Source organism: Fructilactobacillus sp. X2R5C2, assembly GCF_059901375.1.
Window position 1 is genome coordinate 245434 of record NZ_JBWXUX010000001.1, and the last position, 14493, is coordinate 259926.

A 14493-nucleotide genomic window follows, 5' to 3' on the forward strand; every position below is an offset into this window, starting at 1 on the left:
TTTTAATTTACCCAAAACAAGTCCTTAATGATTAAATAACGCTCCAACGGTGATTAAGACCGCCATGATGATGCCAAGGATCCAGAAATTAGCCGCAAATAATCCAATGGTAGCAGCTAACAGAAACATTAGTAGGAGACAACCACAGGCAGTACTACTAATAAATTCAAACAATAACCAGACCAAGAACAGAAAAATAAAGATTGAGATCGCGACAGTCATTTTTCACCTTTCTTTCAAATAATCATTTTTAACATATAGTATATTTAACCACAAAAAATGAACCCCTAAAAGTAACTTTAGAGATTCATAATATTACATATTCAGTTTAGTTGAGATAATCATAAATTTTCTTCGGTTGTGGAAGCGTCAGGTCAGCGATAATGTCACTTCCGCCCACCATCTCTCTGACAGGTAAATCAGCCACCGGAGCATGAACGTGCTCAAAGAGCTGCAGACGGGCTGGACTGGTCCAAGCATCCTTCACGTTCAGATTAGTAATCATGCTCTCCGTCAGCTCAACAATGCGGGGAGATCCATCGTAGTCGCGCATAATGTTCAATCGATAATTAGGTTGCGTCAGTTCATCTTCCGCAGTCATCAGGTCCATAGGTTGGTATCGGTATCCCATGGTTCCCTGAGCAACACGTAAGGATCCGTAGTCCAGTGTTGCAGCTAGGGTTTCGGTACCGTCAATGTAAACCCGTGGTTTCCCCAACTTCTTAGGAAAGGCAGCGGTTTCTCTTCCCGAGGCAATCGAAGGAAAGTTATCAACGTACATGGCTAAAGTAAATTCTCCCATCTTACCCTTAAAGGTGCACGGAATGATCTGACAAGCTTCCGTATAACTACCACGTCCAGTAGCGTCTGGCATCTTGATAAATTCAAACTTAACCTGGTTTCCCCTCGGCTTGAGTGGTTCTGGGAGAATCTTTTTTAAAGCATCCCCATCCGTCTTGTACCTAAAACAGACAAACTCCCGGTTAATGTATGAAACTTTGGTTTCTGGAAAAGCTGGATCATTAATGGGGGTCGTGATTTTTTTTAATAGTTCCTCTTTTTTCATAATCTCTACCTACTTCTTATTGATGTATATTCCCACGTTTTCTCGTATCTTTCGAATTCAAAAAAGTTGAATCCAGTAAAATTATGTTGCGTGAGTAAGTGAAAGTCAAAACAAAGCGCTTAGACTGGGATTATTAGTAGGTTAATGAAAATATAAAAAAAGTGAATCTCTAAAATAAACTTAGAGATTCACCGTAATTGTAAATAGAATTACTTAAACGATCATGGGCGGGGCTTTTCTAGCAAATTCCTTGCTCATAAGGTCGGCAAAACGGTCTTTCGTGTCGGCAAAATCTGGAATCGTGTTCGTATCCTGAGCTTTGTCAATAATTTGAATAATGAGGTCATTAAAGGGCGTCTCAATGTAGTGCTTACGTCCTTTGCTGGCGATTAAACCATTAATGTCATAAACTTCCGTCGGACGATTCCGTTTCAGATCATAGAGCATGCTGCTCTTCAGGTTGCGATTTTCAGTAAACGCCCTTCTAAGGCAGTTTAGTTGCATGTCCTCATCGTACTGACCGTTCAAAGCGAAGTCGTAGGGATCGTACTCACCCATGTTGGCAAAATTGATTCCTTCAGTGGCTCCAACCTGCAGTCCCTCAGAGATAAGGTGCAGCGCACCCTTTAAGCCAATCGCGTCGTTTGCGACTTGCCCATAGGTGACGTTGCCAGCGGCTGAAAGGCCACCAAAGGATGCACTAATCAATAAATTAGCCCATTTGGCTCCCAGGATATTGCCCGAAATTCGCGTTCCGCCAACAAAGCTTAAAACGTGTTGGATAATACGAATCCGTAGAGTGTCTTTCCCGTTCAACTCTCCAATCTGAAAGGCGTTCTTCTCAAATGCGGGTAGAAGCGTGTTAATCTCAGCCTCGTTATTTTTAAGCATTCGACCACCAAATTCCACGGAACCAGCAACCATTTGTTCTGGATCAATTACCTCCGCAATCGTAGCTTCCGGAACCCCATTTTGCAGTGAAACTAACGTGCCATCGGGTTTCAATACTTTTCTAATCTCATCTAACACCTTATCGTTATCAGGCTGCTTAGTTAAAAGGAGTACTAAGTCATAGTCATTTGCGTGTAATTCGCAGGGAATCTTACCTGAGACCGGAACTCTAAACTCTGCCGATCCATTGACATGGGCTCCCTGACTATTTAAGTCGCCAATGTGTTTATCATTATTCGCAATTAAATCAACGTGTTTTTTACCGTATGCTTTCGTTAAGTAAGCTCCAATAATGGTGCCGAGTGAACCAGCACCATAAATTGCAATTTTCATGCTTGTCACTCCCCATCTGTTATTCGAGTCCAATGATTAGTGGACTCATGAAAAAGTATGTGGGGTAAATCACATAAAGTCAATGTAAAGCGCTTAGACTGGGGATTTTACAAGGTTGTGTAAAGTTCAAAAAAGAGCATTTCCAAACTAAGGTTGAAAATACTCTCATATTTTTTACTATTTATTATCTAGAAGCTTTTGAAATTGTGCCATTGTATCGTCAAATTGGGGTAATTTACCCGTGTCCTGAGCGTTAGAAACAATCTTGATTATCAAATCATTAAAGGGTGTCTTAATGCCGTACTTTTTACCAGTATCAGCAATTACCCCATTAATGTCATTAACCTCAGTCTTATTACCCTTCTCGAGATCTTGCAACATACTAGCTTTCAGGTCCTTACTGTTTGCCATGGCTGACCTGAGATATGCCAGTTGACCCGGTTCATCATTACGGTGATCCATGGACAATGAACTCAGATCATGGTTGCCCATTTTGGCGAATTTTACACCGTCAGCATGACCTACTTTCAAGCCCTCATTGACAATGTTCAGTGCCGCCTTTAAACCGATTTCACTGTCAGCAATCTGACCAAACGTTGCATCACTGGCCGCCGACAATCCGCTAAATGATGAATTAACTAAGAGTTTGGACCATTTGGTTCCCAGCAAGTTATCAGAAACGGCCGTGCCACCAACGTGATTCAGCACCGCTTGAACCTGCTTAATTCGATCCGTATCTTTACCGTCGAGTTCACCAATCTGAAACGCCGAATTCTCAAAGGCTGGTTGTGCGGTGGTCAATTCAGATTCATTGTGATTGAGCTGCGTTCCACCAAATTCAACCGATCCAGCTACGATGTTCTTAGGATCAATCACCTTTGAAACAGCGATTTCTGGAACCCCATTTTGCAGCGAAACTAACGTGCCATCTGGTTTTAACACTTCTTTGACCTTGGGCAGCACTTCGTCGTTATGCGTTTGCTTCGTCAAGAGAAGCACCAAATCGTACTCATTCGGTTTCAATTCATCGGGAGTTTTAGCGGAAACGGGAACCGTAAAATTGGCGGTCCCAGTAACGGTGGCTCCCTTCTCGTTTAAATCTTTGATGTGTTGGGGATTGTCAGCGATCAAATCCACGTGATCTTTGCCATACGCCTTGGTCAAATAAGCACCAATAATGGTGCCAAGTGAACCTGCGCCGTAGATTGCAATTTTCATTTTTATCATACTTCTTTCTTTTTAATCTAAAAGAAGTATGTGGCTGTGAGAATGGAAAGTCAAAAATGTAAGCTTTCAGTGAAATAAAAAAAGTGCCAAACCATCAACTGGTTTAGCACTTAATTTAATTCTGATCATTAAGCAGGTCCGAATACTTCTCATAAAATCCCTTAGTATCCGTATATGCCAAACGATACAACTCGTAATACTTATTGTATTTCTCGTGTTTTACAAGATCGGGTTCAACCTTTTCATTAATCTTAATCCACTTCTCAGCATCCTCAGGATGGATTTGATCCAATCCAATTCCTGCCAAAATGGCACTTCCAAGGTCGGCTTCACCACCAGAATCAGTCGTTTTGACGATTTTACCCGTCACGTCCGCAATAATCTGCACCATTTTCTTCGAATTACTGACGCCACCAACTAAGGTAAACGAATCACCGATGTAATCACCAAACTGTTCAATGCTTTGACGCACAGAGTACGCAATGGCTTCCTGAAAGGCGTTGAACATTTCATAACGTTTCGTCGTCATCGAAATTCCAAAGATGGTTCCACGTACGTTGGAATCCCAAATCGGACTGCGCTCACCCATGAAGTATGGCAGGACAATTAAACCGTTGCTACCAGCTGGAACTGCTTCACTTTCTTCATCCAACATTCTTGTACCATTATTGTTATCGACTTCCTGCGCAAATTCACGGGTAAACCACGCAATCACGGCACCAGCAGTGTTCGCCCCGGCAAAATTATAGTAGTATTCTTTAGGCTTATAAGCATAAGGCCAGATGATCAAATTATCATCTTTCAGCGGTTTGTCAGTTACCAAAGCCGCGTTCATTGACGTTCCGAGTGCGATTGTCATGCGCCCGGCTCCAAGCACACCAGTACCAACCGTAGCCGGACCCACGTCAACACCCGTGTTAAAGATCGGTGTGCCAGGATTAATGTCTAACTTTCGCGCCCACTCATCACTCACTTTTCCCGCAACGTCGGTACTAGCAATCATTTTCTGGGGTAATTTCTTCAAGTCAATTCCCAGCTTATCAGCTAATTCGGGTGACCACTCGTCATCATTAATGTTGAAAACACCCGCTAAGTTGCCTGCCGCAGAATAATTAATGCTGATATTTCCCGTTAACTTATAGATGACGTACGATTCGGGTGGCAAAAATTGATAAGTGTCTCGATAAAGCTTTGGCCGATGTTGCTTCAACCACATAATTTTAGTGTAACCATAGTATGGATCCGCCAAATTACCGGTAATGTCCATTAGTTCAGCTTTACTAACGAGTTTTAACGCCTGGTCAGTTTCTTCAGTAGCGCGTCGATCCATCCAAATCAGAGCTGGCCCAAGTGGTTGACCCGCTTTATCAACTGGAACTCCCGATCCTCCATAGAGACCGTCAATTCCAATGCCAATAATATTTTTACTGTCAACTTTTTCAGCCAGATCTTTAATCAGAGTCGTAGCCGCATTAAGCCAGTCATCCGCATTTTCTTGAGCCCATTCTGGATACGGGTTTTCTAATGAATACGAAACACGGCCCTGCGAAATAATGTCACCAGCGGTCGTCATCAAGATGGCCTTGGTGCTGGAAGTGCCAATGTCGATTCCAATAATGTATTGTGTCATGTCAAAGTCTCCTTTGGAAAATACGATGAGGTATTTTTGTTACCTAAGTTTATCCTATTGAGGGAGATTTGTTAATGAGTGAACATGAAATGGGATAAAAAAAGAGATGCTGGAATGGGCACCTCCTGTAATTACAGCGAATTAATTATAATATTAATTATTTTTATGATTTTCTCCAAAGAAAGTTGAAGCTAAGAGAATAGCAACAGATTGAGCATTTCCAAAAATTATTGTAATAATAGCAAACACCCAAGCTAAAATGTTATCTACTTTAGAATCATGCTCTTTGACTTTGTTCTGTTCCTCTTGTCTTTTCATTTCTTCTTTTTGTTCCAAGAATCACGTGTAATCATAACAATTACTTCTTTCTTATTTTTACAATAGTTCTATATTACTCTTTTTGGACCATTGAATGGAAAACTACAAAAAGTATGAACGGGTGCAATAGTTTTATCTTTTCTGATTAATCCATAAATTGGTTGGCCAATTTTATTATTAACCTCATTAACTAAAACCCAAACAATCTCATTATCACAAGTGTTAACCATTTCAAGGCTATTGGAAACATGCGCATATTTGTCAGTTGAAAGTTTCTTAAAAAATGGATCAGTTGAATTAAATAAAATTTTAGGGGTATTAATGTGTCCGTCATTTAATTTAAAAACTACTTCACGACCTTTGCCTTGATCTACATAAGTATAGATAAAGTCAGGTATTAACATATTTTTAGGAACTTCAGTAACGAAGTGATCTGGGTGGTAATATAATTCTGCATTATTTCTAAAAGTATCTACTCTATTCATGATTTTCCTCCCAAGGTAGTTATTAATATCATTAGAATGACGTACCTCTAAAACTACATTAGATTTATCAAAAATAGATACATAGTTCTTAATCTCATTAGAATGACGTACTTCTAAAACTTGCATTAACAGTTCAACCAGCAAATGTTGGTTCTTAATCTCATTAGAATGACGTACTTCTAAAACATTACATCGTCGCCATTATCATCAAATCCAGTTCTTAATCTCATTAGAATGACGTACTTCTAAAACTACGAAGTAGACTAGAAACACAGGAAAACAGTTCTTAATCTCATTAGAATGACGTACTTCTAAAACATTTCCCAAAAATCAGTAACGCTTAATCCTGTTCTTAATCTCATTAGAATGACGTACTTCTAAAACTTATTGCTTACGAACAATAGTTAAACATTCGTTCTTAATCTCATTAGAATGACGTACTTCTAAAACTAGCTTTTATTAATAAATATCATGAACAGGGTTCTTAATCTCATTAGAATGACGTACTTCTAAAACTTTGCAAAGTACATCTACCATAACTTGAAGGTTCTTAATCTCATTAGAATGACGTACTTCTAAAACCGTCTGTAATATTTATACATATACCATAAATCAGTCAGTCCATCTCATAAGATCGGCGTCAATATAGTAATTACGGCACTTCTTAAAATCATCTTTTTTAAATGAATCAGAAAAGTTTAATATTAATACTTTCAAATCTAATACTTTAATTACCTGAATCAAATCACTGATTTGACTGGAATTGAGATAATTAAATAGATCATTAAGAACAATTAATTTTTTAGAATTAAATTTTTTAAATAAATTAAGAACACCAATAATTATATCATAAGGGGTTTCAACTGTGGAGCTCACCATTTGAATTCCAGCGTACTTAACCATTTTCTTCAAACTCCAATCGTCATCAATTTCAAGTGGTACATCTTCCATATACGCAGATTGAAGGAAAATGTCTTTGATTCTACGATCAATGCGAAATAATTCTTGACGATCATTTTCATTTAAATTATCAACCACTTGATTTTGAAGAGAAGATTTAAATGTATCAAATACATAAGGATTAGTTACTACGTCTTTCAAATAAGTAACGTTACTTGAAAAATTCAAAATTTCATCGTCTTCACTAATCGTAAGCCCATTTTCGGTTGATAATCCCTTAATAAAATCAGTATAGAACTTCGGACTACTAGTTTGAACCACTGTTAAAATTCCATTATCAACTTCAAACGGTTCCGTTGGAAATATTGTCACTTTCATTAGATCACCACCGTTCGATTTGAGGTATTTCTAACATCTTCTTTTTTCTTTCCTGCCAGAAAATGCATACTATTATATTGCTTCTCCGTCACCATCATGGTTTGAATCAATCCCTTCAAGGGAGCATATGTAGAAATCCTTGCTTCTGTAAATCTAGCTGACTCTTTACTGACACAAACACGGGCATAAACTGAATACTGGATCATTAAAAAACCTTCGTTAATTAATTCTTTGCGAAATTTACGGTAATTCCGTCGTTCTTCACTCGTGTCTACCGGTAAATCAAACATTACGATTAATCTCATTACTCGATACCTCATCTTTTAATTCCACCTCGATCTTCACGTCATCTTGATCTTGACTAAGATATTTCAAACAATTATTAACGTGCTGTTTCAATGCATTCCTCAGAATGGTATTTTTGCCATTGAATTTTAGTTCTAGATTAAACAAATCAACCAACTGAATTTTAACTTCTGGTGTTAATTTCTTAATATCTTGTCCACTCACCCATCCATCAATAATGGGCCGAAATGGTTCCATTAGATCTGATCCTAAATTAAATTGATTTTCGTCACTATGATGATGAATTCCTATTTGAGTTAAATAACCTTGTTCAACGATTGATCGATTTACGAAAGATAACAATAAAGAATATCCATAATTTAAAGCTGCATTATATGGACTAAAATCTCGTCGCTGAAAATCAGTCCCAAACAACATTGGGAAATACTTTCTCGCTACAACTGCTTCACGATTAGTTTCATCGTTAACTTCAATCTTTTTAAATTCATAATCCAATTCTTCTGTATTAATTTTCTTACTCTGTAAAACTTCAATTTGCATCTTCATCTTGGCAGTGGCAATCCAAGTCCATAAAATTTCTTTTCGATGGGCATTCCAATTAAACTGGGTTTTCAGCAATGATAAAGTCCGATTATTAGGCAAATAATTGACCGTCTCGCACATTGGTTCTCCTAATGTGTCAGAAAAAATCACTTTAACCGCATTTCTTGAAAGTTCAGCCATTGCACGAGCGGTTACCACTGCTTGTGTAGTTGATATTAGTAATAATTCAATGTCTTCAACTGGGATCTCATGAATATTTGAGTCTGTTTGAACAATAATTCTCCTTCCTGAATATGATATTTTCGAATGTTGGGTAATGACAACACTTCTCCAAGCCATAAAAGTCCTCCTTGACTTTATCGATTTTTTTCGATATGATTTATTTGTCAGTTGGAATGCTGACACTTAATCTCATTAGAATGACGTACTAAGTTAAAATCAAACGATGCGAAAGCTAAGTTTTGTTTTCTGAGCCCTTAAGGGCCGTACATATGTAAAAGGAAACTGTCAAATGACAGTTTCCTTTTTTATTTTACAAGTCCGAAATTCGAACTTTACGTGAAAATAGACCTGTTGGAGATTGATAAATGACTTGTGCATTAGGATCAAGCTTCAATCCAGCAGTTAACACAAATCTTCCAAAGTATCTCGAAAGTCCTAAAACCGTCAAATCGGACATTACAGAATTTGCATGAAGGCCAATAAGTATATCGTGAATAATTTTCTTCATATTATTAATATCTTTTATCTTCACAAACTTTTGTTTCACGTTTTCTGAGTTCACAATATTATACATGTTCATAAAAGAATCAACTTTATCAATAATTTCATTAAAAATATCAATTAAATTTTCACAAGTAGTATTTTTTAAATTATTAGATAAATATCTCATCGAATTATCAGACAATATTAACTGTTGGAAGTTATGCTCATAAATATTACTACCTAAAGTAAACATCTTTTTGTCTTCTTTAACCAACTGGTTCATATCAACCTTATATAACACAATGCGATGTTCAGGTATCTTACCTTTTTTGTTAATTAACTGTTCATCAATAATTTTATCAATCGCATGCTTATCAATCTTTCCAGCTTTATTATCTTTCAATTGGTTATATTCCATTAGAGGTATACCATACAGACGATACTCATCACCATGTGGCTTAGCAATCTTAACCAGTGCCATAAATCCATTAGTTTGAGCACTATATCCACCATAAATATTTGACGGTCGATCACTCTTTGCACTAATTAACTTACGCTTCTTTTTATCATGAATTGGAGCTGGAAACATTGTTTGCTTATACAAAGCGCCATGATTGGTTTCCAATTCTTTGGTAATCAGCATCTTCTTAAAGTGATAAACCCGTTTCATGTACCTCAACATATTATCATTGTCATTTTTAATTTGACCATCACCATCTAATTGATGATTTTTCTCAAATTTGTACAACATATTGAAATTCCTAAGGTCTTTCGTATCAGCTTTTTCAAAATCACCATAGACATAATAAGGTTTCAACTTAGGATAAGTTTGAAGCAACCAGTCCCTAACAAACACGGTTAGATAAGCATCAAAAGCATGGTGATAGTCATTCACATTTCGGTTCTTATAGAAATTAAATTTCTCACGCATATGATGAGTCAAATTGGCTTTTACAGTAACAATCCGGGTTCCATTTTCTTGATACTGATTATTCATGATTTCGGCAGCTAACTTAATAACTTGACGAGTTTCAACTAATTGACGATTGATAAACTTCCCACGATTATCGTGTTTGTCGATATCGCTCGGTTTCATCATCAAATTGTTGTACTTTCTCCAAGTCATAAGTCCATTGGCACGCATTGATTGCCACAAATTATGCATCTTAGCGCCAAAGAATTCACCAGGAAGTTGATCTTCTTTAGTAACTCGATTATTTTTCTCTTTGGTCAATACCCGGTTATCAATGGAATTATCCAAAATAAATGATTGAGGCAAAATGTGATCAATATCATAACTTGAAAGTTGATCAATATTTAATGGTTCACCATCATAAATATCAACCCCACCTTGAACGAAATAGAGATACAAACGATCTTTAAAGTCCGCCTTGTCTTTGACTTTTTCCTTTAATTCATTTTTAACATCAGGATTATCAAACCAACTGTCACTAATTTTCTTGTAAGCTTCTTCTAATTGACGGGAACGAGAATGAATTAGACGATGATCATTACTATCCTCTCGCGCAAACTCCATGATGATATTTTGTGGAGCAACGCCACCCATCGCATTAATAATGTCATTAACCACCAAAATAATTTGTCTGATGGCTTTTTTGTTTTGTGGTGAAGTATATAAATCATCAATGACTTTATTGATATCCGTCTTTTCTAAATGTTCACCATTAAAATCATCAATATCTTGTTTAAAGACTTTATCAGCAATAATTTCCATGAAATTATGATTGGTATTCCACAATACATCAATAATCCGTTCACCATCGCTATTAACAATATTAACCTGATCTTTTCCACCACGATCAGCTAATAATTTGCCAGATAAACGTCCCCATCCCTGGTAACGAAGTTTCTGTAATTGATCCTTCTGATCTTGCGTTAACCAATCAAGTTCATCAAGCTTTAGGGCGTAGATGTGTTTATCTTCAAAGATTGTTGACCATTCAATAATTTTTTCAAAATCTTCTTGCTTATCGGCATCATCGATTTGATCACCAAAGATTTTGCGTAAATCATAGTATGAACTCAACGAATTATTCATATTACGTTGGTCAGTCGTTCCAGTTACATCAGGACGTGCTACATAATCACTTTTTACGACCAGAGCATCCCCGATCATTTTCAAAGAAACTCGCTTATGATTCTTAAAGACATGATTATATACATATTGTTTCTGATCACGCGTGATTGGTTGCTTATTAACTTTTAATTTATTTAATTCATTTAAGACAGTGAATTTTTGATACAACAAACTATTTTTAGGAAGCACTGGTTCACCAATTAAATAAGTGTCAGTTGCTGTCATTCACTTAATAAACTTGTTAGCAGAATCCACTCGATCGACCTTTTGATCAAAGTTCCAAGGTGTAATGGCACCTTGTTCTTTTCTGATCATCCAGGCAAATTTGCCGTTGTCACCCTTAGCACTGTCTGGATCAATTAACGGTCCAACGTAGTATGGAACTCTAAATGCTACAAGTTCATCTAACTTATACTTGGCAATTTTTTGACGTTTTTTATTTGGATTTAATTCTTTGAGCCACGGATAATACTTAGATTGCTTTTCAATGATTTTATCTAATTCTTGTTGTTGCAGTTGATGCGGAATTACTCCATTTTCTTTGGAACGTTGTTTAGGCATGAAATAACCTTGCTCAATGTCACTTTGAATTTCTTGTGATTCTGCTGAATCATTTAAATTATTTTTGACATGCTTGAAGAAATCATCAGCAGTAACTGGCTTACCATTTTTACCATTGATATACTCCTCGTAAGCTTGCTTTAATGCTTTGCCTTTCTCTGTTCCACTTTCTTGTTCAGCTACTTGCTTAAACAACTTCAGATGACGAGCGTGATCATCATATCGTGCAATCATGGCATCAGAAAGAGAATCTGCCATTTTCTTTGTTTCCGCATCTTTTAGAATGTCAGAGAGATTAATTGAAAAGTACAGTTTCTTTAAGATCAACAAAATTTCATTGGCTTCATCAGTCATTTGTGGTTCTAACTCGCTAATTTTATCGTCAAAATCATCACTATTAAAAGTGAGACTCCAATCTTTGGGTTCATCAACTTCCAATCCAAAAATAATGTCAAACTTTGCTTTCATCCCCAAAATGGCTTTAATAATTTCAGTAGTGGCCTTTTTATTTAATTTAGCTTGATCTTTATCATCATCTTGATTTGGAATGTTCAAAATCTTAGATAATTCTTTTTGGCGATCATTCCGACTTCGTGAGTTATCCAGTAACGTTTGGGTGTCATTTCCTAAGTCACTGTCTTTTAGTAACAGCGTACGTCCTTGATTCTTAAACTGTTCATTTAACGCTTTAAATGAATTAGCAAGATCAATTTCACCACCCTTAAAATCATTCACGTTAGCCTGATTTAAGAAATGTCCACGATATTTGATAATATGATGCATTGCCAAATAAATTAAACGAATATCAAATTTTTTATCTTCCGTCATTAAAGCTTTACGGAGATGGTAAATAGTGGGATATTCATTATGATATTTTTTATCATCGAAATCTTTATCATCAAACAGAATGTTTCCATTAAATGATTTTCGATCATCTCGTGGTGAAACATTGGATTGCTTCATTCGGGCAAAAAATGATGGGTCGACATCCGAAATGCCGTTCTCATCAAAGATCTCATTTAGTAATCGAAGTCGCCACTTTCTTCTTGATAAGCGTCGTCTTGTAGTCCGAAATCCACGACGTTCAGCCGCTGATTCACCTTCTTTAAATAGACGTGCACCAATTGCGTTGTGGCCTTTGGCGTGTACTAATTTATTTGACATATCAGTTGCTGCCCACCCGATTGAATTGGTACCAATATCCAGTCCAATATTATACTTAACGTTTTCCTTGCTCATGGAAAAACCTCCAAATGATTGATATCACAAGTATATCATAATGAATACAAATAAAAAAAAGAGCAAACATAGCATGTTCACTCTCACATCATATTAAAACGATCCTAATCAAGCCATTTAAGACTCTTCACTTTTGTTCTTCTTCTACAATTATATTGATTATGTATATTTGTGGCATGCAAAGTGACAGGAACAAAAACATCACGAGTTCTTGTTTTTCTAAATCCAAGAATAATTGATTCTCTTTTTTTGTTATAAACAAAAACAATATTTAAATGTAATCGATTAGGATGCATATTACTTGTCTCTACAAATACATTAATATCTTGGTCTAAAAATATTCTATGTAACAAATTATAATTTAAATTTCTCTTTTTAATGCTTTTCCAATTTGGATTCTTTTTAGCTAATTCTTTAGTAAAAGTTAGATTATCAATATCAATGATTATTTTTGATGCATTTTTATCCTTATTTTTTATTCTAACTTTTTCCCATCCCATTAAATGTGGAAGATCTTTTTCATTAAAAATAATTTTAACCTGACTTAATAAATTATAATTAGTAGTAAGTTCAACTGTATGTCCAGAAAAATAATGTCGATAATCATCCAACATGTCTTTAAAATTAATTGAATTCTCATCACTAATTACCAAGTATCCTAGCGGTACATTTGAAGATTTTAACGACATATCATTTACCTACTTTTTCATATTTATTTATTATTACGCTATACACACGAAAAGCCGCCAGATAAATCTGACGGCTTTTTTGAACGCTGAGTCATGAGATGTCCATAACCGCGACTAGTGATGGGATATAACGCCTCCGTCGGGCAACATAAAACGTTCCTATTATGTCAATACAAGATATTAAGAAAAGCAATACAATTCCGTTCAACCACTTTTCTTCATATATAATTTTATCATATTAGTTGAATCTTATTCAACTAATATCCTACAACTCATACGAATACTTCACATCATCCGCCTGCGAATCCGACTTAATTAACAATGTCTCAAACAAATCGGTCAAACCGACGATTTCGTACGTATGAAACGTAATGGTATTTTCTTTTTTATCTAATTCAGTGTCAAACGCATTTTCGGTAATGCGCCAGTTCTCGTTGGTCCAATCCTCTTCGTTGAAAGCCTGAAAGGCAATGTAGTTATTGATCAACATCTCACCTTGTTTTGACAACCAAGCCAGCACGTTCAGATCGATGCCTTGAAATCCGTCTCTTAGATCTGGTTGAAGAATTTCCTCCGGATCATATGGTTTGAAGACTTCCAAATCAATATTGTCTTCAATCAAGTACTTTTTCGCACCCATGTACCCCCGCTGCAGCGACGCAATGGTAGCTTCCTTCATCTTGTCATCCATGGGTTGTTCAAACTGTCCATAAACTTCCATAAAAGTGGATAGGAATTTCTGTTGATCACGTTCCACCTTATCGTAGAACTCATCACCATTTTGATTCATGTCAGCCGCTAAGGCCTCAACCGTAGATGGAATGTCATCCCGATTAAAATCAACGTTGACCATGTAAACCCCAATGGCCGCGTTCGATAAGAAGTTATCCACGATCACATCCTGGATCTGTTGGGGAATGGGACGAATCTTGTTGAAATCAAACTGGTTACTATCCTCATTGACACCAGTTGATACTAGCCGTTTAAACACTCTACCGTTGTCTGCCTTAATAATATGTTTCATTTTAAATACCTCATTTATTATTTTGATTATGACTATACAA

12 protein-coding genes, 1 pseudogene and 1 CRISPR repeat array are annotated in these 14493 nt (G+C 36.4%); all 13 genes and pseudogenes read right to left on the reverse strand.

From position 1 onward, the window contains the following. Positions 1–24: 24 nt before the first annotated feature. Positions 25–222, reverse strand: a complete 198-nt coding sequence (locus AC6UD2_RS01345; RefSeq protein WP_147299372.1) for a hypothetical protein — start codon at positions 220–222, stop codon at positions 25–27. Positions 223–328: 106 nt separating this feature from the next. After that, the gene (locus AC6UD2_RS01350; protein ID WP_500697765.1) at positions 329–1066 is read right to left on the reverse strand and encodes an acetoacetate decarboxylase; all 738 of its coding nucleotides are present in this window, start codon (positions 1064–1066) and stop codon (positions 329–331) included. Between the two features lie 213 nt (positions 1067–1279). After that, positions 1280–2350 (reverse strand): ketopantoate reductase family protein, encoded by a 1071-nt coding sequence (locus AC6UD2_RS01355; RefSeq protein ID WP_500697766.1) that lies wholly within the window; start codon positions 2348–2350, stop codon positions 1280–1282. Between the two features lie 177 nt (positions 2351–2527). Then, complete coding sequence (locus AC6UD2_RS01360) at positions 2528–3568, reverse strand: ketopantoate reductase family protein (RefSeq protein ID WP_500697767.1); 1041 nt, start codon at positions 3566–3568, stop codon at positions 2528–2530. Between the two features lie 124 nt (positions 3569–3692). Beyond that, complete coding sequence (locus AC6UD2_RS01365; protein WP_500697768.1) at positions 3693–5207, reverse strand: FGGY-family carbohydrate kinase; 1515 nt, start codon at positions 5205–5207, stop codon at positions 3693–3695. 153 nt (positions 5208–5360) lie between these two features. Then, on the reverse strand, positions 5361–5543 hold the full coding sequence (locus tag AC6UD2_RS01370) for a hypothetical protein (RefSeq protein WP_500697769.1): 183 nt from the start codon (positions 5541–5543) through the stop codon (positions 5361–5363). Between the two features lie 50 nt (positions 5544–5593). Beyond that, on the reverse strand, positions 5594–6010 hold the full coding sequence (locus tag AC6UD2_RS01375) for a hypothetical protein (RefSeq protein ID WP_500697770.1): 417 nt from the start codon (positions 6008–6010) through the stop codon (positions 5594–5596). An 18-nt stretch (positions 6011–6028) separates the two neighbouring features. Beyond that, positions 6029–6592: a CRISPR direct-repeat array (repeat unit 36 nt; unit sequence GTTCTTAATCTCATTAGAATGACGTACTTCTAAAAC). A gap of 30 nt (positions 6593–6622) precedes the next feature. Further along, positions 6623–7288: a type II-A CRISPR-associated protein Csn2 gene (gene csn2 / locus AC6UD2_RS01380; RefSeq protein ID WP_500697771.1), complete on the reverse strand. Its 666-nt coding sequence runs from the start codon at positions 7286–7288 to the stop codon at positions 6623–6625. Further along, positions 7288–7593, reverse strand: coding sequence for a CRISPR-associated endonuclease Cas2 (gene cas2 / locus AC6UD2_RS01385; protein ID WP_500697772.1), 306 nt, complete (start codon positions 7591–7593; stop codon positions 7288–7290). The genes csn2 and cas2 overlap by 1 nt, the downstream gene beginning before the upstream one ends. Then, entirely contained in the window at positions 7571–8476 is a 906-nt protein-coding gene (gene cas1, locus AC6UD2_RS01390; protein WP_500697773.1) for a type II CRISPR-associated endonuclease Cas1, read from the reverse strand. Before cas1 ends, cas2 begins: the two co-directional genes overlap by 23 nt. Before the next feature lie 193 nt (positions 8477–8669). Then, a pseudogene (cas9, locus tag AC6UD2_RS01395) lies at positions 8670–12740 on the reverse strand (type II CRISPR RNA-guided endonuclease Cas9). 104 nt (positions 12741–12844) lie between these two features. Then, positions 12845–13429 carry a PBECR4 domain-containing protein gene (locus AC6UD2_RS01400; RefSeq protein ID WP_500697774.1) on the reverse strand — a complete coding sequence of 195 codons (585 nt, stop codon included), beginning with the start codon at positions 13427–13429 and terminating at the stop codon, positions 12845–12847. A 265-nt stretch (positions 13430–13694) separates the two neighbouring features. Beyond that, complete coding sequence (locus AC6UD2_RS01405) at positions 13695–14453, reverse strand: hypothetical protein (protein WP_259739907.1); 759 nt, start codon at positions 14451–14453, stop codon at positions 13695–13697. Between the last annotated feature and the right edge of the window lie 40 nt (positions 14454–14493).